Here is a 21,942-nt window from a genome sequence, read left to right as displayed (position 1 = left end):
GAGCGCATGGCCGACTTCTTCTCCAGCCGGCTCCTGCGCTGGCTCATCGCCCCGTACCGGAGCCGCATCGTCAACTTCGCCTCCAAGCCCTTCTACCAGGTGGCCGACCGCATCCTCGGCTCCGCCTTCCTGCAGGACATCGCCGAGTTCTTCATCCTCTTCCAGTCGCTCTACGACGGGTTCGTGGAGCGGGCGCACGCCGTCGAGCGGGTGCTCGCCGACCGCCGCACCACCTTCGTGGTGGTGAGCACCCTCGAGGCGGCACCGGTGCGGGAGGCGGAGTTCTTCATCGAGGCGCTGGCGGCCAAGCAGTACCACCTCGGCGCCCTCGTCCTGAACAAGGTGCTGCCCTCCTACCTGCTCGACGCCGACGCCACCCGCACCGCCGAGGCGCTGACCAACGACCCCGCGGGCATCGCTGCCCGCCTCCCCGATGAGCTCGGCGAGGAGGGGCAGCGGTCGCGCGTCCTGGCCGAGGTGGGAGAGAGCTTCCTCAACTTCCAGGTGGTGGCCCGCCGGGAGGCCGAGCAGCGCAACGAGCTGGCGACCGTCCCCGACGCGGTGGCCTCGGTGCCGTACCTCGACACCGACATCGTCGACCTCGCCGGGCTCGCCGCGGTCGGCGAGCGCCTCTGGACGCCCTCCCGGTAGTCCAGAGCGTCTGCACCCCCCGGGGCCGGCCGTAGCATGGCCGCCGTGCTCGACTACCACCTCCACCTCTGGGAGCACGGCCCGCGCCCGCTGGAGGCCACGATCGAGCAGGTCGCCGCCTACTGCAAGGTGGCGGCGGCCGAGGGCGTCACCGAGATCGCCCTCACCGAGCACCTCCACCGCTTCCGGCAGGCCGACGCCGCCCTCGGCGGGTGGTGGGACGAGCCGGGGGTCGAGGCCGACCCGGCCCTGCGGTCGGCGATGGCCGAGTGGTGGGAGTCGGAGAAGGGCGCCGACCTCGACCAGTACGTCGAGGTCGTGCTGGCCGCCAAGGCCGCCGGGCTGCCGGTGGTGCTCGGGCTCGAGGTCGACCACTACGCCGGTCGGATGCACGAGGTGGCCGAGCTGCTCGCCGGCTACCCCTTCGACGTGCTCCTCGGCTCGGTCCACTGGGTGGGGGCGTGGGGGTTCGACAACTGGCAGGTCCCCGCCTTCGGCGCCGAGTGGGACCACCGGGCGGTCGAGGCGGTCTGGGGGGCCTACACCACCGCCCTCGAGGAGCTGGCCGACTCGGGGGTGTGCGACGTGTTGGCCCACCCCGACCTCTGCAAGGTCTACGGGCGCCGCCCGGAGGTGCCCGACGAGTTCTACGCCCGCATGGCCGAGGCGGCGGCGCGGTCGGGGATGGCGGCCGAGGTCTCCTCCGCGGGGTGGCACAAGCCGGTGGGCGAGGCGTACCCGGCGCCCCCGCTGCTGCAGCGCTTCGCCGACGCGGGCGTGCCCGTCACCACCGCCAGCGACGCCCACCGGGTCCACCGGGTGGCCGAGCGCCGCGGCGACGTCGCCGCCCTGCTCGCCGCTGCGGGCTACGACCGTCTCGCCGCCTTCCGGGGGCGCCGTCGCCACGACGTGGCGCTGACCGTGGCCCCGGCCCACGGCGCCGGACCGGCCGAGGGCGTGGCCTGAGTGGCCAGCCTCGCCGAGCTGGCCCGCACCCACTCCCGGCTCGACGCCCCTCGGGTCGCCCACCTCCAGCGGCTGGTGGCGTCCTGGGGCCCGCTCGCCGACCTGTGCTTCGCCGACCTCCTCCTCTTCGTGCCCATCGTCGGCGAGGAGGGCGCCCGCTTCGTGGTGGTCGGCCAGATCCGCCCCACCACCAACCAGACCGTCTACCGCCGGGACTTCGTGGGCGAGGTGGTCGACGACGTGAAGCGCCCCCTCGTCGCCCGGGCGTACCGCAGCGGCGAGATCGTCGAGGGTGAGATCAACCTGACCCCTGAGCACTCCCGGGTCCGGATCCTCTCGATCCCCGTGTGCTTCGAGGGCGAGGTGATCGGGGTGTGCAGCCGGGAGTCGCTGCCCACCATCGGGCGCCAGCCCGGTGAGCTCGAGCGCACCTACGTGGCGGTCTTCCAGCGCCTGGCGCGGATGATCTCCACCGGTGCCTTCCCCTTCGCCTCGGAGGACACCGAGACCGAGGAGGCCCCTCGGGTCGGCGACGGTGCGCTGGTGCTCGATGCCGCGGCCCGGGTCCAGTACGCGTCCCCCAACGCCGTGTCCGCACTGCACCGGGTGGGTGTCCACGCCAGCACCGAGGGGGTGCGCCTGAGCGAGATCGGCCTGGAGGAGACGGCGATCCGCACTGCCTTCGACACTGCCTCGCCGGTCACCGAGGAGATCGAGCGGGGGCCGGAGATCACCGTCGTCGTCCGCTGCGTGCCGCTGATCGACGAGGGCGAGGTCACCGGCGCCCTCGTCCTCCTGCGCGACATCTCCGAGCTGCGTCGCCGTGACCGGCTGCTCATCTCGATGGACGCCACCATCCGCGAGATCCACCATCGGGTGAAGAACAACCTGCAGACGATCTCGTCGCTGCTGCGGCTCCAGGGCCGGCGCCTCGAGTCGCCGGAGGCCAAGGTGGCTGTCGAGGAGTCGGTCCGCCGCATCCGCTCCATCGCCCTGGTGCACGAGACGCTCTCGCGGGCGACGGGTGACGACGTGTCGTTCAACGAGATCGTGCGACCCCTCGTGCGCATGGTCGAGGAGGGCCTGCTCTCGCCCGAGCGGCCGACGCGCTTCTCGGTGGAGGGTGACGCCGGCAAGCTGCCCGCCCGCCTCGCCACGCCGCTGGCCGTCGTGCTCACCGAGCTGCTGCAGAACGCCGTCGACCACGCCTTCCCCGACCCGCCGGCCGGCGAGTCGAGGGCCGAGGGCCGGGTGGTGGTGACGCTGGAGAACGACGACGAGGTGCTCCACATCACCGTGGTCGACAACGGCGTGGGCCTGCCGGAGGGGTTCACGCTCGAAGGCACCACCGGGCTGGGCCTGTCGATCGTCCGCAGCCTCGTCACCAGCCAGATCGAGGGCTCGATCGAGATGTCGTCCCGGGCCGAGGGCGAGTCCCCCGAGCACGACGGGCCGGGCACCCGCATCGTGATCGACGTCCCCCTCGGCGTGCCGCAGCACTCCGGGCGCTGACGGTGGCCGTTCCCGCCCTGAACGCGACACGGCCTCCCGCGGAGGGAGGCCGGCATCGGCGGGTCGTGCCCGCCCGGGTCAGGTGGTGCTCAGGAGGCGGCGCGGCGGCGGCGCTGGCGCCGGATCGTGCGGCGCTCTTCCTCGGAGGTGCCGCCCCAGACGCCGGAGTCCTGGTGGCTCTCGAGGGCGAAGTCCAGGCACGGGACCTTGGAGGGGCAGGTGTGGCAGACGGCCTTGGCCGCCTCGATCTGGCCGACGGCCGGACCGGTGGACCCCACCGGGAAGAAGAGGTCGGGGTCGGTGCTGCGGCACGATGCCTGGTCACGCCACGTGTGGGTGGCGCTCGACTCGGTACGGCTCAAGGTCAGGGCCACGGAAGCTCCACGGTCGCGGGGGGAAGAGAGGGGTTGTGACTTCGTTCACGAGGCTGGACGGCGAACTCGCCCGCAGGAAGCCAAGTTGGACCGTAACGTCTTCGACACAGAAGCGCAAGGGTTTTTCCCGAAAAGATCGCCCGTGACCAGCATCTTCGCTCACCGTGGTGCCTCGGCCGCCCAACCGGAGAACACCCTGGCGGCGTTCCGGGCAGCGGTGGACCTCGGCGCCGACGGTGTGGAGCTCGACGTCCGACGCACTGCCGACGGTGCCCTGGCGGTGCACCACGACGCCACCCTGGCCGACGGGCGCGTCGTCGTCGAGGTCGCCGCCGTCGACCTGCCGTCCACGGTGCCGCTGCTCGACGCCGCCCTCGACGCGTGCGGTGACCTGGTGGTCAACGTGGAGCTGAAGGACCTCCCCGGTGAGGCCGGCCACGACCCCGCGCACCCGATGGTGCCCGCCGTCCTGCGAGCCGTCGCCGACGCCCGCGCCGGCAACCGGGTGCTGATCTCGTCGTTCGACGTCACCGCCGTGGACCGGGTGCTGGCCCTCGACGCGGCGATGCCCACCGCCTTCCTGGCCGTGTTCGGCGCCGACCCCGAGCGCGGGGCACGGCTGCTCGACCGCTGCCGTCGCCACGGCCACCGCACCTTCCACCCGATCCACGTCGGCGTCGACGCCGAGCTGGTGGCCCGCTGCGCCGAGGCCGGCATCGCCCTCAACGCCTGGACCGTCGACGACCCCGCCCGGATCGCCGAGCTGGCCGCGCTGGGGGTCGACGGGGTGATCACCAACGTCCCCGACGTCGCCCGCCGTGCCCTGGCGGCTCGCCGCCGCTGACCACCCCCGTTCTGGCACCAGAACCGCGCTGACGATCGGCGCGATCCTGGTGCCAGAACGCCGGAGCCGGACCGCTGCTCAGCCCAGGGAGACGGGTGTGACCAGGCGCAGCACGCCGGGCTCGTGACGGAGCTCGAGCTCCTCGACCTCACCCAGGTAGTCGCCGTCGACTTGGTAGGGGAAGGGCCCGTGGCCCACCACCCGCAGGCCGGGGAGGTCGGTCCGGTAGTCGGTGAGGCGGTGCGAGCGGGCACGCCGGCCCGAGCCGATCGCCGAGGCGACCACGGTGAGGGTGGTGGCGAAGCGCATCGTGCGCATGGTGAGGGTCACCAGCCCCCGCTCCAGGGTGGCGTCGGGCGCCACCTCGAGGGGCCGGTTGCCGAGGAAGGTGTAGGGGTGGGTGTTGAAGCACAGGGCGAAGTAGCCGTCGTCGACCACGTCGCCGTCCGGAAAGTGGAGGGCGAAGCGGGGACGGCTGCGGTCGTAGTGGCGGAACCAGGTGGTGAGGGCGGCATAGACGAACAGCGGGTGACCGGCGTAGCGCTTGAGGCCGGCCCAGCGCTCGACCTGGCGCACCACGGCGGCGTCGTAGCCCAGCCCCACGTGGAAGAGGAAGTAGCGGCCGTTGACCGATCCGAGGCTCACCGGGCGGATGCTGCCGGCGGCGAGGGCCTCGAGCAGCGACGCCGTGGCCTCGATGGGGTCGTTCGGCAGGCCGAGGGTGCGGGCGAAGACGTTCGTGGAGCCGCCGGGCAGCACCCCGAGGGCGCAGTCGGTGCCGGCGAGGCCGTTGGCCGCTTCGTTGAGGGTGCCGTCGCCGCCGAGCACCACGACGACCTCGATGCCGGCCGCCGCCGCTCCCTGGGCCAGGCGGGCGGCGTGGCCGCGCCGGCTGGTCTCCGCCAGCGTGACCTCGTGGTCGGCGCTCAGGGCATTCTGGATCACCACCCGCGAGCGGGCGGTCACCGACGATGCAGAGGAGTTGACCAGGAGCAGGACCTTCAAGGGCACCGCACGCTACAGCCGGACCCAGCAGCCTGACCCGGAGCGCGAGCAGCCCGTTGGATTTGGCAAGGCCCCGGTGTGGGGAGAGGATGTCACCTATGAACGTCGTCGTCTGCGTGAAGCAGATCCCGGACCCGGCCTCGCCGGGCTCGCTGGATCCAGAGACCAAGTGGCTCAAGCGGGATGGCAAGCTCATCCTCGACGAGTCCGATGCCTACGGCGTCGAGATGGCGCTGCAGCTCGTCACCGCCGCCGGTGGCGACGGCGAGGTCACCCTCGTCTCGATGGCACCCAACAACGAGATGGGCGGCCTGCGCACCGGCCTCGCCATGGGGGCCGCCAAGGCCATCCTCGTGAGCGACCCGGCACTCGCCGGCTCGGACGCCCTCTCCACCGCCAAGGTCCTCGCCGCCGCCATCAAGCGCGTCGAGCCCGACCTGGTGATCGCCGCCACGGAGTCCACCGACGGCTACACGGGCACCACGCCCGAACAGGTCGCCGCCCTCCTCGACCTCCCCTCGATCACCTTCGCCAAGAGCATCGAGACCGGTGACGGCAAGGTCAAGGTCCAACGCCAGACCGAGGCCGGCTACGACCAGTGCGAAGCCCCGCTGCCCGCCCTCGTGTCGGTGACCGCCGGTGTGGTCGAGCCCCGCTACCCCTCGTTCAAGGGGATCATGGCCGCCAAGTCGAAGCCCGTCGAGGAGCTCACCGTGGCCGACCTCGGCCTCGATGCCGACCAGGTCGGCGCCGCCGGTGCCCGCCAGGAGATCGTCTCCGTGACCGCCGCCCCCGAGCGCGAGGCCGGCGAGATCATCGAGGACGACGGCGAGGGCCACCTCAAGATCGTCCAGTTCCTCGAGTCCCAGAAGGTGATCTGATGTCCCTCTCCACGATCTGGGTGCACGCCGAGGTCGGCGGCGACAAGCCCTCGTCCATCACCCTCGAGATCATCACCAAGGCCCGCTCGCTCGCCGACACCGTCGAGGCCTTCTACGCCGGCGACAACGCCGACGCCGTGGCCGCCGAGCTGGGCAAGTACGGCGTCTCCAAGGTGTACACCGTCGCCACCGAGTCCCTCCAGGGCGTGCCGGTGGCCTCGGCCATGGCCAAGCAGATCGAGGACGGCAACGTCCCCGACCTCATCATGTTCGGCAGCACCTACGAGGGCCGAGACGTCCTCGGCCGCCTGTCGGTCAAGCTCGACCGCCCGGTGCTCACCAACAACGCCGACATCCGCGTCGAGGGCGACGACGTCCTCGTCGAGACGGCCATCTTCGGTGGCGCGCAGCTCGTCACCACCGCCTTCCGCTGCGAGACCCCCCACCTGGCCAGCTTCCGGCCCAAGTCGTTCGTGGCCGAGGAGGGTGGCGCCGCCACCCCCGAGGTCGTGGCCGCCGACGTGCCCGAGGACGGCAAGGTGACCGTGCTCGACCGCCACGTCGAGGAGCACTCCGGCCCCATCCTCGACGAGGCCAACCTCGTGGTGTCGGGTGGCCGTGGCCTCGGCGACGCCGAGAAGTACCAGATGGTCGAGGACCTGGCCAAGGTGCTCAAGGGTGCGCCCGGTGCCAGCCGTGCCATCGTCGACGCCGGCTGGGTGCCCTACTCGTACCAGGTGGGCCAGACCGGCAAGGTCGTCAAGCCCGACGTCTACATCGCCCTGGGCATCTCCGGCGCCACCCAGCACATGGTGGGCATGAAGGGCTCCAAGAACATCATCGCCGTCAACAAGGACCCGGAGGCGCCGATCTTCGGCGTCGCCGACCTCGGCATCATCGGTGACGTCCACAAGGTGGTCCCTGCCCTCCTCGAGGCGCTCAAGGGCCGCTGAGCGAACCCGCTCCCGCTCGACCGACGACCCCGGCTCCGGCCGGGGTCGTCGTTGTTTTGCGAACGAGTCCCAGGAGGCGTACCGTCCCATCAGAGCGGGGATCGTTCTCATTGTCACTCCCGGTCACCCCGCCAGAGGAATCCATGAAGACGTCCCTGATCGCCGGTCTCGGCATCGTCGCCCTGGTCGCCGCCGCGTGCGGCGGGGACGACGGCGCCACCACCACCGCCCAGGAGGGTGGGGCCGATGCCGCCCCCGTCGAGGTGGTCGCCAGCTTCTACCCCCTTGCCGAAGCGGCCGAGCGGGTGGGGGGCGACCGCGTCCGCGTCACCAACCTCACGCCCGCCGGTGCCGAACCACACGACATCGAGCTCAACCCCCGCCAGGTCGAGTCGATCCTCGGCGCCGACGTGGTGCTGGTGATGGGCCGCGGCTTCCAGCCGGCGGTCGAGCGCTTGGCCGAGCGCAGCGGGGGGTTGGTCGTCGAGCTGCTGGAGCAGCTGCCGATCGACGCCGAGGGCGAGGTGGCCGAGGACAGCCACGACGACGAGGACGACGAGGACGACGGGCACGGCGAGGGTGCCCTCGACCCGCACGTGTGGCTCGACCCGACCCTCATGAGCGCCATCGTCGACGAGGTCGTCGTCGCGCTGAGTGAGGTCGACCCCGACGGCGCTGAGGCCTTCGAGGCCAACGGCGAGGACTTCGCCGCCGAGCTGGCTGACCTCGACGAGCGCTACCAGGAGGCCCTGGCCGACTGCCGCCACGACCTGATCGTGGTGCAGCACGAGGCCTTCGGGTGGATGACCGACCGCTACGGACTGCGCCAGGAGGGCATCGCTGGCCTGTCGCCCGAGCAGGAGCCGAACCCCCGCCGCATGGCCGAGCTCGTCGAGCTGGTGCAGGAGGAGGGGATCAACGTGGTCTTCACCGAGACGCTGGTGTCGCCCCGCGTCGCCGAGGCCCTCGCGCGTGAAGCAGGCGTCGAGACGCTCACCCTCAACCCCCTCGAGGGCCTCACCGACGAGCAGCGGGCGGCCGGCGAGTCGTTCACCTCGATCATGGACGGCAACCTCGACAACCTGGTCACCGCCCTCGAGTGCTCGTGAGGGCACGCTGAGGCGCGGCCGCCCGGAGCCGACGGTCCCGCCGGTTGCAGGGCGCGCGCCCTGACAGCGGCCGGCCCGGCGTAGCGTCGGGTCGTGGGGGACGAGCCGGACGCCCGGGGACCACGGCGACCGCCGGGCATCGACCGGCGCCGCCTCCTGGTGGGCTTCGGCTTCGCGGCCGCCAACCTCGGCCTCGTTCGAGCACTGCCCCCGACCCCGCCCGGGGCGGCTGGTCCCGCCCGGGCGACCTCGCCGGCCGTGCCCCGACGCCCCGACCCGCCGTCGTCGCCCGCCCCCACCGACCCGGTTCCCGACGGCCGCACCTTCGACGTGGCCATCGTGGGCGGCCGGGTCATCGACCCCGAGACCGGCCTCGATGCCGTGGCCAACATCGGCATCGACGGCGACCGGATCGAGGCCGTCACCACCGCCGCCCTCACGGGGCGCTCGACCATCGACGCCGCCGGGATGGTGGTGACCCCTGGCTTCATCGACGTGCTGTCGGGGGCCCCCACCGCCGTGGGTGGTCCCTTCAAGGTGGCCGACGGCGTCACCACCAACCTGGTCATGCACGGGGTCAACGGCATCGCCGGCCAGAGCTTCGCCACCTGGGCAGAGGAGGGCCACCCCTTCCACTACGGCGGCGCCTTCCGGTCGCCGTTCGAGCGGGCCCGCATGGGGATCGACCCCTACGAGCCGGCCACCCCCGCCCAGATCAGCGCCCTGGCGGCCACCGCGGCGGCCGAGGTGGAAGCCGGGTTCGTCGGCATCGACGTGGAGCCCGAGTACACCCCCGGTGTCGACGAGGCCGAGATCATGGCCCTCGGTGAGGTGGCGGCCGCCCTGGGGGTGCCTCTGCTGTTCCACGCCCGCTACTCCACCGACCGTCCCCCCGGCACCAACGCCGAGGCCCTGGCCGAGGTGATCCGCACCGCCCGGCGCACAGGGGCGGCGGTCCACGTCGAGCACATCGTCAGCACCGGTGGCACGTTCTCCATGGTGGAGTCCCTGGCCACCCTCGAGCGAGCTCGCGGGGAGGGGATCGCGGTGACGGCCTGCACCTACCCCTATGACTTCTGGGCCACCTACCTGGGGACGGCCCGCTTCGACGCCGGGTGGCAGGAGCGCTATCGCATCGACCACGGCGACCTGGCCATCGCCGGCACCGGTGAGCGCCTCACACCGGAGTCGTTCGCCCACCACCGCCAACGCAACACCCTGGCGGTCGCCTACGCCATCCCGACCGAGGAGGTGGCGCTGGCCCTGGGCCACCCGCTGGTGATGGTTGGCAGCGACGCCATCATCGATCCCGGCGCCAACAACCACCCACGGGCCGCCGGGACCTTCGCCCGCACGCTGGGTCGTTACGTGCGTGACCTCGGCGTGCTCACCCTCACCGAGGCGGTGGCCAAGATGACGATCCAGCCCGCCCGCCTGCTCGAGGGCCGAGCGCCGGCCCTGCGCACCAAGGGCCGGCTCCAGGTCGGGGCCGACGCCGACGTGTGCGTGCTCGACCCCGGACGGGTGGCCGATCGGGCGACGGTCGCAGACCCCGCCCGGGCGTCGGTCGGCATCGACTGGGTCCTCGTGGCGGGTGAGGTGGTCCGCGCCGCCGGGAAGTCCCGGCCAGAGGTCCGGCCCGGGCGCCCCGTCACCTACGCCTGAGGCCGTGGGGCGGATGGTGGCCGTGCTCACCACGGCTCGTAAGATCGGTAGTGGTTCCCACTGCGCCCTCTTGCGCCTGACCCCGGATCGTCCCCATGCCCGCTCCCGTCCTCGAGCTCGATGACATCTCCTTCGCCTACCACCACGACCCGGTGCTGGAGGGGGTCTCGTTCGACATCGGTGCCGGCGAGCTGGTGGCACTGGTAGGGCCCAACGGCTCGGGGAAGTCAACCCTGCTGCGCATCGCCCTCGGGCTCCTCCAGCCCGGACGGGGCCGGTCGCAGCTCTTCGGGGAGCGGCCGGGTCGTCTCCGCGACCGGGGCCGGCTCGGCTACGTCCCCCAGCGGCCGATGCTGGCCCAGGGGCTGGCGGCGACCGTGGAGGACATCGTGGCAGCAGGCCGTCTCGCCCGCACCGGCTGGCTGGGCCGGCGCCGCTCGACCGACCGCCCCGCCATCGACGCCGCCCTCGATGCCGTGGACCTCCTCGACCTGCGCCGGGAGCGTGTGGCCGAGCTCTCCGGTGGCCAGCAGCAGCGCACCTTCATCGCTCGGGCCCTCGCCGGCGAGCCCGATCTGCTCGTCCTCGACGAGCCGGTCGCCGGCGTCGACGCCGAGTCCCAGCGCAGCTTCCGCAACGCCCTGACCCACCTGGTCGAGACAAAGGGGGGCACCGTCCTGCTCGTCTCACACGAGCTCAGCGCGGTGGCCGACGACCTCGACCGCATCATCGTCCTCAAGCGCAGCATCCGCTTCGACGGCACCCCCGAGGAGCTCACCAGCGAAGGTGTCTCCCTCGGTGTGCACCGCACCGACCTGCCGCTGTGGCTGGAGGGGGTCGTCTGATGCCGTATCCCTTCGAGCACGAGTACATGCAGCTGGCGCTGCTGGCCGGCCTCGTGGTGGGGGCCTGTGCTCCCCTCATCGGGATCTTCATCGTCCAGAAGCGCATGTCGCTGCTCGGTGACGGCATCGGCCACCTCGCCTTCGCCGGGGTGGCCGGCGGCCTGCTGCTCGGCATCTGGCCGGTGTGGTCGGCGCTGGCCGTATCGGTGTTCGGAGCGGTGGCCGTCGAGCGGCTGCGGGCCCGGGGCCGGGCCACGGGCGACCTTGCCCTTGCCCTGTTCTTCTACGGCGGGATCGCCGGTGGCGTGGTGCTCATCGGCCTCAGCGGGTCGCTCGACGCCAGCCTCTTCAGCTACCTCTTCGGGTCGATCCTCACGGTGCGGCCCGCCGAGGTCTGGGTGGTGGTGGGCCTCGGTGCCGTCATCGTCCTCACCGTCGCCGTCTGCGGACGGGCCCTGTTCGCCATGGCCGTCGACGAGGAGTGGGCCACGGTGGCGGGCCTCCCTGTCGCCGCCCTCAACGCCGTGCTGTCGATCCTCATCGCCGTGACGATCGTGGCCTCGATGCGGGTCGTCGGCATCCTGTTGGTTGCCGCCCTGATGGTCCTGCCCGTTGCCAGCGCCCAGGTGGTCGCCCGCAGCCAGCTCGGGATCATGGCGTGGTCGGTGGCCATCGGCGTGGCCTCGGTCGTCGTCGGCCTGGTGTCCGCCCGGGTCTGGGGTCTGGCACCAGGCGGGTCGATCGTGCTCGTCACCGTTGCGCTCTTCGCAGTGCTGGCGGGCATCGACGCGGCCCGCCGGACCGCGGCCTCACGCGCCGGCTCCCGGGCGCTGCTCGGCCGCGACGAGACCCCTGAGCACCACGGCCACGACCACCACGGCCACAGCCACGACCCCGTTCTCAACGATTCTCAGTCGGCCTGGTAGGTTCGGGACCCGATGACGTCCGACCTGCACGCCACCGTCGCCACCCACCTCCGCCGGGTCGGGCAGCGCTACACCACCAACCGCCGAGCCCTGGTGGGGCTGCTCGAAAAGCTGGGCACACCGGTGTCGATCCCCGAGCTGCTCCAGGCCTCCGAGGGGCTGGCCCAGAGCTCGGTGTACCGCAACCTCGCCGTGCTGGAGCAGGCCGACGTGGTGCACCGCATCGTCACCAGCGACGACTTTGCCCGCTACGAGCTGGCCGAGGGACTCACCGAGCACCACCACCACCTGATCTGCTCGTCGTGCGGCATGGTCGCCGACTTCACCGCTCCCGACACCCTCGAGCGTCAGGTCGCCACGGCCATGGCCTCGGTCGCGTCGGCCAACGGCTTCACCGCCGAGCACCACCGCCTCGACCTCATCGGTACCTGCGCCCGCTGCAGTTGACGGGGCCCGTCGCCGACGGAACCCTCCCACCCTCCGCAAGCTCCGGGCGGGTCCCTTCCGTTCGGCGCCACCCGTCAAACGTCCGGTTGAGCGGACGGCCTTCGGCCGGCGTCTTGTGGGGCCCGTCGTCGGGACCGGGCGTAGCATCGGCCGATGGCTCCTCCCACGCGCCCCCGATGGTCCAACTGGGCCGGCAACCAGCAGGCCTCGCCCGCCTCCGTCCACCTGCCCGCCACCGAGGACGAGCTCGCCGGTGTGGTCAAGGGCGCGGCCGCCGAGGGGGAGCACGTCAAGGTGGTCGGCTCCGGCCATTCGTTCACGGGGGCGGCGCTGACCGACGGCCGCATGGTCCGCCTCGATCACTACGACCGCGTGCTCGAGGTCGACAAGGGCACCGGCCGGGTCACGGTCGAGGCCGGCATCACCCTCTCGGCGCTGTGCGAGGCGCTCGACGCCGAGGGCCTGGCGCTGGAGAACATGGGCGACATCGCCTACCAGACGATCTCGGGCGCCACCGCCACCTCCACCCACGGCACGGGCACCCGGCTCGGCACCCTGGCCACCCAGATCCGGGCGCTGCGCCTGGTCACCGGCGACGGGTCGGTGATCTCGTGCTCCGAGCAGGAGCAGCCCGAGGTCTTCGCTGCCGCCCGGGCTGGCCTCGGCGCCATGGGCGCGGTCTCCACGGTCACCCTCCAGACGGTGCCGGCGTTCGACCTGCACGCCGTGGAGGAGCCGTTGCGCCTCGACGCCGTGCTCGAGGCGATCGACGACCACGCCGACGGCGCCGACCACTTCGAGCTCTACTGGGTGCCCCACACGGGCTGGGCGCTCACCAAGACCAACAACCGCACCGACCGGCCCCGGGCGCCTCGGGGTCGCTGGCAAGCCTTCCGCGACGACGTGCTGCTCTCCAACGTGGCCTTCGGCACCCTGTGCCGCTTCGGTCGCCTCCGGCCCAGTGCCATCCCCCGGCTCATGCGGGCACTGCCGTCCACCGGCCGGGTGGAGTACGTCGATCGCAGCGACCGAGTGTTCACCAGTCCCCGCTACGTCCACTTCTACGAGATGGAGTACGCCATCCCCCGCGCCCACGCCGCCGACGCGGTGCGGGCGGTGCAGGACTACGTGAAGCGCAGCGGGCTCTACATCAGCTTCCCGGTGGAGGTCCGCTTCGTGGCCGCCGACGACATCCCGTTGAGCACTGCCTCCGGCCGCGACACCTGCTACATCGCCGTGCACGTCTACCGGGGCATGGAGTACACCCAGTACTTCACCGCCGTGGAGTCGATCATGGACGAGCTCGGTGGGCGCCCGCACTGGGGCAAGCTCCACTTCCAGACCGCGGAGACCCTCGCACCCCGGTACCCGCAGTGGGGGGCGTTCCAGGCGGCGCGGCGGCGTACCGACCCCGAGGGCGTCTTCGAGAACGACTACACCCGGCGGGTGCTCGGTCCGGTCAGCACCGGGTAGGCGGCACGCAGCGGCTGCCCCTTCACGGCCGACCCGCTACTGGGACTCGTGGCGCTTTCTTCCGCTCTGGGCCCTTGAGTGGGCGTGGACCGGAAGGAACCGCCACGAGAAGCAGGGCGGCGAGCCGTCACACCAGGGGCCAGGGGTAACAGTGGCTGTAGGGGTCGGCCTCGGGGAAGGCGCCCAGCTCGAGGAGGCGTTCGGCCCGGCGGCAGACACCGTCGACCTCCTCGTCGTCGAGGAGGGGGACGAGGCCACCAGGCAGCTCGGTCACCAGTCGCGCCACGTCGGCGAGCAACGCCGACGGCACGGGCTCGCCGCCGAACTCCCAGATCACGGTGCGGATCTTCGGGTCGGGGTGGAAGCAGAGGCCGTTGTCGATGCCGTAGACCCGGCCGTCGGCGGTGCGGAGGCAGTGGCCGCTCTTGCGGTCGGTGTTGTTGGCGAGGAGGTCGAAGGCACAGATGGTGCGCAGGGCGTCGTGGGTGGACTCGTCCTGGTGGAGGGTGAAGTAGTGCTGCTCGAAGTCGGCTTCCACGAAGCGCTGCACCGATCCCTCGCCGAGGGGGCCGTCGCGAACGACCGTCTCGGGGACGACGCCCCAGCCCAGCATCTCCGACAGCACCCACGCTGCCGCCTCCCGCCGGTACAGGCCGCGAGGGAAGTCCCACAGGGGGCGCTCGCCCCTGCCGGGCTTGTAGACCGCCAGCATGATCTCGTCGCCGTCGGTGATCTCGACCAGGAAGGTCCCGTTGGAGCTCCACGGCATCCGCCCCTTCACCTCCATCGCCCCCCGGTTCAGGAGGTCCACCACGTCGGGAGCGAGCACGGCGATCAGCCCGATTTGTGGCCGTTGGTCTTGATGCACATGTGGCCGTCGGCGTCGAGTGGTCGGTGGCACAGCGGACACGGCGGGCGGCCCGAGGCGACGAGGGTGGCGGCATGGATGATGAACGCCGCGACCTGGGGCCGGGTGAGCGAGAAGCGGGCCATGCCACCCCCGGGGATCTCGTCGGGGTCGAGCTCCTCGTCGTCGGTGGGGACCTCGTCGGCCCGGAGCACGAGCCGGTCCTCGACCTCGTCGACGGCGACGCCGAGCTGGCCCACGACCCACTCGGCGACGATCGGCTCCACGAGGTCCATCTCGTCGGGCAGCTCGTGGGGCTCGGGGGTGGGGAGGTCGGAGAGCAGCTGGGCCAGGTACTCCGCCAGCGCCGCCACCTGTGCCTTCTCCAGGCGCAGGGTCACCAGGTGGCCGCTGCTGACGCCCTGGAGGTAGAAGACCCGCTGCCCGGGCGGGCCGACGGTCCCGGTGGTGAAGCGGTCGAGGTCGGGCAGGTCGAAGGAGGAGCTCATGATCGGTCCCTAGTGTCCCGAGTCGGTGAACCATTGGCAATGTGAGGCGCAGCGGGCGCTGGTGAGTAGAGTCGAGGTCGATCGCACGGGAGTCCGGCGCACTGGGCTGAGAGGAGGGCTGAGACGGCCCTCGACCGGAGGAACCTGATTCGGGTCATGCCGACGCAGGGAGACGGAGCCATTCCCATACCGAAGTTGCACCTCATCACCCCGCCGGGCATCGACGACACGGTGCTGCGTGTCACTGCGGACGCGCTGGCCGCCGGTGCCCCTCTGGTGCAGGTCCGGACCAAGGACCACTCAGACCGGGTCCGCCTCCACAACGCCGGACTCGTCCGCGAGCGCTGCGCGACGGTCGGGGCTGTGTGCCTGGTGAACGATCGCGTCGACCTGGCCCAAGCGGTGCACGGCGACGGCGTGCACCTTGGCGACGACGACCTGCCCGTCGACGTGGCCCGCCGCATCCTCGGCGACGCCGCGATCATCGGCGCCACCTGCCGCGATCCCGAGGCCGCCCGCCGGGCTGCCGACGCCGGGGCCTCCTACTTGGGTGTGGGCCCCGCCTACGCCACCAGCACCAAGACCGGCCTTCCCGACCCGCTCGGCCCGGCCGGCATCGAGGCCGTCGCCACCGCGGTCGACCTGCCCGTCATCGCCGTCGCCGGTGTCACCGTCGACCGGGTGGCCGAGCTGCTCGATGCGGGCGCCCGGGGCGTGGCCGTGGTGGGCGCGGTGTACTCGGCCCCGGACCCGGCTGCCGCCGTCGACGCCTTGCTCGACGCGCTGGGGGGCCGGCCGTGAGGGTCTCGGTGGTCGGTGGTGGCGTCATCGGTCTGGCCGTGGCCTGGCGCTGTGCCCAACAGGGGTTGGACGTCACCGTCCACGACCCTTCCCCCCACACGGCGGCGGCCCGGGTGGCGGCAGGCATGCTGGCCCCGGTCACCGAGCTGCACTACGGCGAGGAGGACCTCCTCGCCCTCAACCTCGACTCGGCCCGACGGTGGCCTGCCTTCGCCGACGAGCTGGCCGCCGACGCCGGGATGGACCCCGGCTACATGCAGACCGGCACCCTCGCCGTGGCCCGCGACACCGACGACCTCGCCGCCTTCGAGGTGCTGCACGCCTACCAGACCGAGCTCGGGCTGAAGGCCGAGCGCCTCACCTCTCACGAGGTCCGGCGCCGGGAGCCGGCCCTGGCCACCGGGGTGCGGGGCGGCCTCTACGTGGCCGGCGACCACCAGGTCGAGAACCGGCGGCTGATGGCAGCCCTGCTGTCCGCCGCCGAGAGCCGGGGCGTCGAGGTGGTGGTCGATGCTCCTGACGGCCCCGAGGCGCTGGCCGCCATGGACGCCGACGTCGTGGTGGTGGCCGCCGGCTGGGCCTCGGCTCGGCTCCTCCCCGAGCTGCCCATCAGGCCGGTGAAGGGCCAGATCGTTCGGCTGGCCGCCACCGCCCGCTCGGTCCTGCCTACCCACGTGCTGCGTGGGCTCGAGGTCTATGTGGTCCCCCGCCACCACGAGATCGTGGTGGGGGCCACGGTGGAGGATGTGGGCGTCGACACGACCGTCACCGCCGGCGCCGTCCACGAGCTCCTGCGGGCGGCGTGGGAGCTGGTGCCCGGCATCGCCGAGGCCGAGCTGGTCGAGACCGCCGCCGGCCTGCGCCCCGGCACCCCCGACAACGCGCCCGTCATCGGCGCTGTCGACCACCGCACCGTCGTCGCCACCGGCCACTACCGAAACGGGATCCTCCTGGCGCCCGTCACCGCCGACGCCGTCGCCGAGCTCATCGCCACCGGGTCCGGCCCCGACGTGATCACGCCGTTCGGCCCCGGACGCTTCACCGGCGGCCGCGACCGCCGACCGACCGACGCGCCAGAGGAGGCGAGCGCCTGATGAAGCTCTCCGTGAACGGCGAGGAACGCCAGCTGCCCGAGGGAACCACCGTGGCCGACGTGCTCGAGGACCGCACCCGGGGCGTGGCCGTCGCGGTCAACCTCGAGGTCGTGCCCCGCAGCACCTGGTCCGATGCCGTGCTCCACGCCGGCGACCGGGTCGAGATCCTCGAGGCACACCAGGGTGGCTGACGATGTGCACGACGACGCCCTGGTCATCGCCGGCGAGCGGCTCAGCTCCCGGCTCATCACCGGTACCGGGGGCGCTCCCAGCCTCGACGTTCTCGAGCGGGCCCTGCGGGCCTCGGGCACCGAGCTCACCACCGTCGCGATGCGCAGGGTCGAGGCGTCGGCACGGGGGTCGGTGCTCGACATCCTCGAGCGCCTGCACATCCGACCTCTGCCCAACACCGCTGGGTGCTTCACCGCCCAGGAAGCGGTCCTCACCGCCCGCCTCGGCCGCGAGGCCCTCGGCACCGACTGGGTGAAGGTCGAGGTGATCGGCGACGATCGCACGCTCCTGCCCGACACCGCCGAGCTGCTCGTCGCCTGCGAGCAGCTGGTCGACGACGGCTTCGTCGTCCTCCCCTACACCTCGGACGACCCGGTGATCGCCCGACGGCTCGAGGAGATCGGCTGCGCCGCGGTCATGCCTCTCGGCTCGCCCATCGGCAGCGGGGCCGGCATCCGGAACCCCTACAACATCCGCATCATCCGCGAGACCGTCAGCGTGCCGGTGATCCTCGACGCCGGCATCGGAACGGCGTCCGATGCCGCGCTGGCGATGGAGCTCGGCTGCGACGCCGTCCTGCTGGCGTCGGCGGTGACGAGAGCCCGGGACCCCGAGCGCATGGCCCTGGCCATGCGCTTGGCGGTGGAGGCGGGCTGGGCCGCCCGTCACGCCGGGCGCATCCCCACCCGTCTCTACGCTGAGCCGTCCACCCCCTTCGAGGGCATCGCCGATCTCCACGGGGGGCAGACCCCGTGAGGGCCCTGCCCCCGCTGATCGTGCTCACCGACGGCCGGCAGGCCGCCGATGCCGGCCACGACCTGCGGGATGTGGTCGGCGCGGTCATGGACGCGGGCGGCGAGGAGCTGGCCGTGGTCGTGCGCGAGCGCCACCTCCCTCCCGCCGAGCGGGTCGCGCTCATGGCGTGGGCCGGCCAACGTGCCACGGCGAGCGGCAGCCTGGTCATCGCCGCCTCGCCCCCAACCGCTCCCGACCAGGCCGTGCACCTCACTGCCGCCGAGCCGTTCCCGACGAAGCGGCCCCACGTCGTGGGCCGGAGCTGCCACGACGCCGGCGAGCTGCGGGCGGCGGCCTCGGAGGGATGCGACTACGCCACCCTCTCGCCCATCTTCACCACTGACTCCAAGCCCGGGTACGGCCCCGCGCTCGGCGTGACCGCGCTTGGCGGCTCCCCGCTCCCCGTCTACGCCCTCGGCGGGGTCACCGGGGCCAACGCCGGCGCCTGCCGGGAGGCCGGCGCCGTCGGCGTCGCGGTGATGGGCGCCGTCATGGGCTCGTCCGACGCCGCCGCCACCGTCACCCAACTGCTCGACGTCCTCGGAGGACACCGATGAGCCCACCCCCCGTCGCCCTCACCATCGCCGGTTCCGACTCGGGCGGCGGGGCCGGCATCCAGGCCGACCTCAAGACCTTCGCCGCCCTGCGGGTGTTCGGAGCCAGCGCCCTGGCCGCCCTCACCGCCCAGAACACCATGGGTGTGAGGGAGGTCCACGTGGTCCCCCCCGACTTCGTCGTCGCCCAAGTGGAGGCGGTGCTCGACGACCTCCCGGTGGCGGCGGTGAAGACCGGCATGCTGGCCACCGCCGAGATCGTCGACGCCGTGGCCGGCCTGGCCGCCGCAGGCGAACTTCCGAACCTGGTGGTCGACCCGGTCATGGTGTCGTCCACCGGCCACCGGCTCCTCGACGAGCGCGCGGTGGTCTCCTACCGGGAGCGGCTCTTCGCCCATGCCCGGGTCGTGACGCCCAACCTCCGGGAGGCCGAGGTGCTGGTGGGGCGCGAGCTGCCGACCCTTGACGACGTGCGAGCTGCCGCCGCCGATCTGCGGGAGACGGGCTGCGAGGTGGTCGTGATCAAGGGCGGCCACCCCACCGCGGACAGCGGCGACGAGGCCATCGACATCTGGTTCGACGGCTCGGGTCCGCATGAGCTGCGTGGCCCGCGGGTGGCCACCGAGAACAACCACGGCACCGGTTGCTCGTTCGCCTCGGCCATCGTCGCCCGCTTGGCCCACGGCGACGACGTCCCCACCGCGCTGGCGACGGCCAAGGTCTACGTGGCCCGGGGCCTGGCCGGCGGCATCGGCTGGCGCATCGGCGCCGGCCACGGCCCCATCGACCACTTCGGCTGGGAAGCCGAACGGACGGGAGAGAACCGGTGAGCGCGGCCGCTGCCATCGCCGCCCTCCTGGCGACCCTCGCGCTCTTCGCGGTGGTGGGGACCACCAGCAGGTCGCGGCCCACCTCCCGCGACGACTACCTCGTGGCCCGCTCCTCGCAGCGGACCGCGCCCCTCGCCCTCAGCCTCTACGCCTCGGGCATGGGAGTGTGGATCCTGTTCACCCCACCCATCGTGGCCGCCTTCACCGGGGTGCTTGGCGCAGTGGGCTACGCCCTGGCCGCGGCGGCGCCGCTGGTCGCCTTCGCCGTGCTGGGCCCCCGGGTCCGGCGCTCGGCCCCGGCGGGCATCACCCTCACCGACTGGGTGCGCCTCCGCTACGGCCGGTCGTTCCAGGCGTACGTGGCCGTGGTGGCCGTCTTCTACATGTTCATGTTCCTGACCGCCGAGCTCACCGCCATCGGACAGGTCCTGGCCCTGCCGAGCTTCGGGGCGACCGAGCCGTGGATCGCCATCGTCGGCACCGCTGTCGTGACCACCGGGTACACCGCCTACGGGGGTCTGCCGGCGTCGCTGCGCACCGACCGCTGGCAGGGCTGGCTGGTCCTGGTCCTGCTCGCGGGCGGGCTGGCGGCCATCGTGTTCCACGTCGATGCCCCCGTGCGGGCCGCGGTCGATGGCGGCCTCACCCGCGTCGACCGGGTCGGGCTCGAGACCGTTGCCGTGCTGGTCATCGCGGTGGCGGCCGCCAACCTGTTCCACCAGGGCTACTGGCAGCGCATGTGGGCAGCCACCGACGAGCGGGCGCTGCGCTCCGCGGCGGGCACCGCCGCGGGACTGACCCTGGTGACCGTGTTGGCCGTCGGCCTCACCGGCGTGGTCGCCGCCGGCCTGGGCGGGCGTGCGGTGCCGTTCTTCGATCTCCTGGCCGAGCTGCCCGGCGGCCTGCGGCTCCTGATCGTCGTGCTCGGCGTGGCCCTCGTGGCTTCGAGCGTGGACACCCTCGAGAACGGGATGGCGGCCCTCGTCGCCCAGGACGTGACCGATCGCCGGCTCGGCATGGGAGCGGCCCGGGTCGTGACCGCCGCCCTCGTGGTGCCGGCGTGTGTCATCGCCGTGCAGGGCCTCGACATCCTGCGGCTGTTCCTCATCGCCGACCTGGTGGCAGCCGCCACCGTGGTGCCGGTGTTCCTGGGCCTCGGGCGCCGGGTGGGCGGTGGCGGGGCCATCGCCGGGTCGATGGCCGGGTTGGCCGCCGTGTTCGTGCTCGGGGCGGTGACCGGTGACGGCCTCGCCGGAGGATGGGCGCTGCTCACGATCGCCGAGTCTCCCGTCCTCGACCTGGGCGCCTTCGTGACCGCGCCGCTGGTCTCGACCGTGGTCGCCCTGGCGTGGCCGGGCTCGCGAGAGCGGGCCCCCTCAGCCGGTGAAGGTCATGGCCCAGAAGGTCGCCTCGTGCCCGACGGTGAGGGCGATGACCTGCCGAGCGGCGTCGACCTCCGCGGCTGAGGCCTCCGCCAGCGACCGGTCGGCCGCCGTCTCGAGCCGGGCGACGAAGGCGGCGAAGGCGGCGTCGGTCCAGTGCTCGACGAAGGGCCGGTAGGCCGGAGCACCCGGTAGCGCGCTTCGCCAGGCCTCCAGATAGGTGGCCTCGACCGCCCACATGGCGGACAGACCCACGGGATGGGGCCTGCCCGCCGCGTGCAGCAGGTGTGCGTTGTAGGCCTCGGTCGCGGCCAGCGCCTCGGCCGGGATGGCAAGCGCCCGCTCGGTGCCGAGCTCCTCGAACCACTCGACCTCGGCGACGAAGGCGGCGATGCCGTCCGAGATGAGAGCCAGATCGTCGGTCGGGGCATCGACCAGCAGCAGGCCCCAGGCCCGGGTGAGCGTCTCGACGAAGAGCCGGTCCTGCTCGAGCCACCGGTCGAAGGCTGCCGCGGGGAGCGAGCCGTCGGCGGCCCCGTCGAGGAACGGGTGGCTGGTCGCGGCCGTCCATCCGGCGGGGTCGAGAGCAGCGAGGTCGCGCACGGTGGTGGTCATGCCCCGGCTCCGTGGGCGGCGGCGAAGAACGCCAGCTCGAGCTCCATGGCCCGCCGGTAGTGCAAGGCGATCGCTTCGTCGTCGCCGCCGAGGCGGTCGAGGAGACCCTCGAGCCCGGCGGCCAGCTCCTGGAAGCCGGGGGCGGCGTAGGTGTGCACCCACTCGGCATAGGGGCTGCCGGCGTCGACGAGGGGGAGCAGCTCGGTGCCCAGCCAGGCGTAGAGCCGCATGCACGGCGTCATGGCGGCACACACGTGGCCCACCGGCTCGAGGGCCGCGACCCGGAGCAGGAAGTCGGTGTAGGCCGAGGTGGCGGGGGCGGGGGCCGGATCGAGGTCGACCCCCCAACGCTCGGCGTAGCCGGCGTGCAGGCGCAGCTCGTCGAAGCCGCCGTCGAGCAGGCCCTTGAACTCCTCGAGGCTGCGACGGTCGGGCGCCCTGGCCACGCACAGGGCGTAGGCCCGCACGAAGGCCTCGAGGAAGGCGGCGTCTTGACCCACGTAGAAGCAGAAGGCCCCCCGGTCGAGTGTTCCGTCGGCGATCCCCCGGAGGAAGGGGTGGTCACGGCAGGCCTCGGCCAGGTCGCGGTTGGCGTCGAATCGCTCACTCGCCTTCATGGCGGCGAACTTAGGA

General features: G+C 72.6%; 25 protein-coding genes and 1 riboswitch. Of the genes, 19 read left to right on the top strand and 6 right to left on the bottom strand.

From position 1 onward, the window contains the following. From VMN58_08535 to VMN58_08525, 3 genes are all read left to right on the top strand, one after another. Positions 1-651: hypothetical protein (locus VMN58_08535; GenBank protein HUF33236.1), on the top strand; the 651-nt coding region annotated here is incomplete at its 5' end. Between the two features lie 45 nt (positions 652-696). Next, entirely contained in the window at positions 697-1,617 is a 921-nt protein-coding gene (locus VMN58_08530) for a PHP domain-containing protein (GenBank protein HUF33235.1), read from the top strand. Next, on the top strand, positions 1,618-3,129 hold the full coding sequence (locus VMN58_08525) for a histidine kinase N-terminal domain-containing protein (GenBank protein ID HUF33234.1): 1,512 nt from the start codon (positions 1,618-1,620) through the stop codon (positions 3,127-3,129). A gap of 89 nt (positions 3,130-3,218) precedes the next feature. Here the strand turns inward: VMN58_08525 and VMN58_08520 are convergent, their stop codons facing one another. Continuing rightward, complete coding sequence (locus VMN58_08520) at positions 3,219-3,497, bottom strand: WhiB family transcriptional regulator (GenBank protein HUF33233.1); 279 nt, start codon at positions 3,495-3,497, stop codon at positions 3,219-3,221. 148 nt (positions 3,498-3,645) lie between these two features. Between VMN58_08520 and VMN58_08515 the strand changes: the two genes are divergently transcribed. Next, complete coding sequence (locus VMN58_08515; protein ID HUF33232.1) at positions 3,646-4,347, top strand: glycerophosphodiester phosphodiesterase; 702 nt, start codon at positions 3,646-3,648, stop codon at positions 4,345-4,347. 78 nt (positions 4,348-4,425) lie between these two features. Here VMN58_08515 and VMN58_08510 read toward each other — a convergent pair whose 3' ends face one another. Next, positions 4,426-5,352 carry a diacylglycerol kinase family protein gene (locus tag VMN58_08510; GenBank protein ID HUF33231.1) on the bottom strand — a complete coding sequence of 309 codons (927 nt, stop codon included), beginning with the start codon at positions 5,350-5,352 and terminating at the stop codon, positions 4,426-4,428. A 98-nt stretch (positions 5,353-5,450) separates the two neighbouring features. On the opposite strand from VMN58_08510, the gene VMN58_08505 reads away from it, so the two are divergent. The 8 genes from VMN58_08505 (at position 5,451) to VMN58_08470 (ending at position 13,651) form a co-directional block, all read left to right on the top strand. Then, positions 5,451-6,233: an electron transfer flavoprotein subunit beta/FixA family protein gene (locus VMN58_08505; GenBank protein ID HUF33230.1), complete on the top strand. Its 783-nt coding sequence runs from the start codon at positions 5,451-5,453 to the stop codon at positions 6,231-6,233. Continuing rightward, positions 6,233-7,186, top strand: a complete 954-nt coding sequence (locus VMN58_08500) for an electron transfer flavoprotein subunit alpha/FixB family protein (protein ID HUF33229.1) — start codon at positions 6,233-6,235, stop codon at positions 7,184-7,186. The genes VMN58_08505 and VMN58_08500 overlap by 1 nt, the downstream gene beginning before the upstream one ends. 143 nt (positions 7,187-7,329) lie before the next feature. Then, positions 7,330-8,295: a zinc ABC transporter substrate-binding protein gene (locus tag VMN58_08495; protein ID HUF33228.1), complete on the top strand. Its 966-nt coding sequence runs from the start codon at positions 7,330-7,332 to the stop codon at positions 8,293-8,295. Between the two features lie 93 nt (positions 8,296-8,388). Further along, on the top strand, positions 8,389-9,960 hold the full coding sequence (locus tag VMN58_08490) for an amidohydrolase family protein (protein ID HUF33227.1): 1,572 nt from the start codon (positions 8,389-8,391) through the stop codon (positions 9,958-9,960). 95 nt (positions 9,961-10,055) lie between these two features. Beyond that, a complete protein-coding gene (locus VMN58_08485) occupies positions 10,056-10,805 on the top strand; it encodes a metal ABC transporter ATP-binding protein (protein ID HUF33226.1) in 750 nt (249 codons plus the stop codon). Beyond that, complete coding sequence (locus VMN58_08480) at positions 10,805-11,731, top strand: metal ABC transporter permease (GenBank protein ID HUF33225.1); 927 nt, start codon at positions 10,805-10,807, stop codon at positions 11,729-11,731. Before VMN58_08485 ends, VMN58_08480 begins: the two co-directional genes overlap by 1 nt. Before the next feature lie 12 nt (positions 11,732-11,743). Then, on the top strand, positions 11,744-12,178 hold the full coding sequence (locus VMN58_08475) for a Fur family transcriptional regulator (protein ID HUF33224.1): 435 nt from the start codon (positions 11,744-11,746) through the stop codon (positions 12,176-12,178). A gap of 153 nt (positions 12,179-12,331) precedes the next feature. Then, positions 12,332-13,651 carry a D-arabinono-1,4-lactone oxidase gene (locus VMN58_08470; protein ID HUF33223.1) on the top strand — a complete coding sequence of 440 codons (1,320 nt, stop codon included), beginning with the start codon at positions 12,332-12,334 and terminating at the stop codon, positions 13,649-13,651. 127 nt (positions 13,652-13,778) lie between these two features. Here VMN58_08470 and VMN58_08465 read toward each other — a convergent pair whose 3' ends face one another. Continuing rightward, entirely contained in the window at positions 13,779-14,480 is a 702-nt protein-coding gene (locus tag VMN58_08465; protein ID HUF33222.1) for an SCO1664 family protein, read from the bottom strand. A gap of 5 nt (positions 14,481-14,485) precedes the next feature. Then, complete coding sequence (locus tag VMN58_08460) at positions 14,486-15,007, bottom strand: DUF3090 domain-containing protein (protein HUF33221.1); 522 nt, start codon at positions 15,005-15,007, stop codon at positions 14,486-14,488. Positions 15,008-15,082: 75 nt separating this feature from the next. Next, positions 15,083-15,196, top strand: a riboswitch (TPP riboswitch). A 6-nt stretch (positions 15,197-15,202) separates the two neighbouring features. Here VMN58_08460 and thiE point away from each other — a divergent pair. From thiE to VMN58_08425, 7 genes are read left to right on the top strand one after another with little or no spacing between them, the layout of a single operon-like run. Further along, positions 15,203-15,808, top strand: coding sequence for a thiamine phosphate synthase (gene thiE / locus VMN58_08455; protein ID HUF33220.1), 606 nt, complete (start codon positions 15,203-15,205; stop codon positions 15,806-15,808). Beyond that, the gene (thiO, locus tag VMN58_08450; GenBank protein ID HUF33219.1) at positions 15,805-16,902 is read left to right on the top strand and encodes a glycine oxidase ThiO; all 1,098 of its coding nucleotides are present in this window, start codon (positions 15,805-15,807) and stop codon (positions 16,900-16,902) included. Before thiE ends, thiO begins: the two co-directional genes overlap by 4 nt. Next, the gene (gene thiS, locus VMN58_08445; protein ID HUF33218.1) at positions 16,902-17,093 is read left to right on the top strand and encodes a sulfur carrier protein ThiS; all 192 of its coding nucleotides are present in this window, start codon (positions 16,902-16,904) and stop codon (positions 17,091-17,093) included. Before thiO ends, thiS begins: the two co-directional genes overlap by 1 nt. Next, complete coding sequence (locus VMN58_08440) at positions 17,086-17,889, top strand: thiazole synthase (GenBank protein HUF33217.1); 804 nt, start codon at positions 17,086-17,088, stop codon at positions 17,887-17,889. The genes thiS and VMN58_08440 overlap by 8 nt, the downstream gene beginning before the upstream one ends. Beyond that, positions 17,886-18,485, top strand: a complete 600-nt coding sequence (locus VMN58_08435) for a thiamine phosphate synthase (protein ID HUF33216.1) — start codon at positions 17,886-17,888, stop codon at positions 18,483-18,485. The genes VMN58_08440 and VMN58_08435 overlap by 4 nt, the downstream gene beginning before the upstream one ends. After that, positions 18,482-19,312, top strand: coding sequence for a bifunctional hydroxymethylpyrimidine kinase/phosphomethylpyrimidine kinase (gene thiD, locus VMN58_08430; GenBank protein HUF33215.1), 831 nt, complete (start codon positions 18,482-18,484; stop codon positions 19,310-19,312). Before VMN58_08435 ends, thiD begins: the two co-directional genes overlap by 4 nt. Then, complete coding sequence (locus VMN58_08425; GenBank protein HUF33214.1) at positions 19,309-20,778, top strand: hypothetical protein; 1,470 nt, start codon at positions 19,309-19,311, stop codon at positions 20,776-20,778. The genes thiD and VMN58_08425 overlap by 4 nt, the downstream gene beginning before the upstream one ends. Here VMN58_08425 and VMN58_08420 read toward each other — a convergent pair. Further along, entirely contained in the window at positions 20,689-21,309 is a 621-nt protein-coding gene (locus VMN58_08420) for a hypothetical protein (protein HUF33213.1), read from the bottom strand. The genes VMN58_08425 and VMN58_08420 overlap by 90 nt on opposite strands. Continuing rightward, positions 21,306-21,926 (bottom strand): TenA family protein, encoded by a 621-nt coding sequence (locus VMN58_08415; protein ID HUF33212.1) that lies wholly within the window; start codon positions 21,924-21,926, stop codon positions 21,306-21,308. Before VMN58_08415 ends, VMN58_08420 begins: the two co-directional genes overlap by 4 nt. Positions 21,927-21,942: the final 16 nt, after the last annotated feature.

The sequence above is a fragment of the Acidimicrobiales bacterium genome (genome assembly GCA_035512495.1).
In the GTDB taxonomy this organism is placed as follows: Bacteria; Actinomycetota; Acidimicrobiia; order Acidimicrobiales; family CADCSY01; genus DATKDW01.
The sequence above is the reverse complement of the archived record's forward strand: the minus strand, read 5'-3'. Positions and strand labels throughout refer to the sequence as shown.

What these genes read in the sequence shown, in the direction of transcription:
- VMN58_08505 (HUF33230.1), top strand. Translation starts at nt 5,451, where the DNA reads ATGAACGTCGTCGTCTGCGTGAAGCAGATCCCGGACCCGGCCTCGCCG.
- VMN58_08500 (HUF33229.1), top strand. Translation starts at nt 6,233, where the DNA reads ATGTCCCTCTCCACGATCTGGGTGCACGCCGAGGTCGGCGGCGACAAG.
- VMN58_08495 (HUF33228.1), top strand. Translation starts at nt 7,330, where the DNA reads ATGAAGACGTCCCTGATCGCCGGTCTCGGCATCGTCGCCCTGGTCGCC.
- VMN58_08485 (HUF33226.1), top strand. Translation starts at nt 10,056, where the DNA reads ATGCCCGCTCCCGTCCTCGAGCTCGATGACATCTCCTTCGCCTACCAC.
- VMN58_08480 (HUF33225.1), top strand. Translation starts at nt 10,805, where the DNA reads ATGCCGTATCCCTTCGAGCACGAGTACATGCAGCTGGCGCTGCTGGCC.
- VMN58_08475 (HUF33224.1), top strand. Translation starts at nt 11,744, where the DNA reads ATGACGTCCGACCTGCACGCCACCGTCGCCACCCACCTCCGCCGGGTC.
- VMN58_08470 (HUF33223.1), top strand. Translation starts at nt 12,332, where the DNA reads ATGGCTCCTCCCACGCGCCCCCGATGGTCCAACTGGGCCGGCAACCAG.
- VMN58_08460 (HUF33221.1), bottom strand. Translation starts at nt 15,007, where the DNA reads ATGAGCTCCTCCTTCGACCTGCCCGACCTCGACCGCTTCACCACCGGG.
- thiS (HUF33218.1), top strand. Translation starts at nt 16,902, where the DNA reads ATGAAGCTCTCCGTGAACGGCGAGGAACGCCAGCTGCCCGAGGGAACC.
- thiD (HUF33215.1), top strand. Translation starts at nt 18,482, where the DNA reads ATGAGCCCACCCCCCGTCGCCCTCACCATCGCCGGTTCCGACTCGGGC.
- VMN58_08420 (HUF33213.1), bottom strand. Translation starts at nt 21,309, where the DNA reads ATGACCACCACCGTGCGCGACCTCGCTGCTCTCGACCCCGCCGGATGG.
- VMN58_08415 (HUF33212.1), bottom strand. Translation starts at nt 21,926, where the DNA reads ATGAAGGCGAGTGAGCGATTCGACGCCAACCGCGACCTGGCCGAGGCC.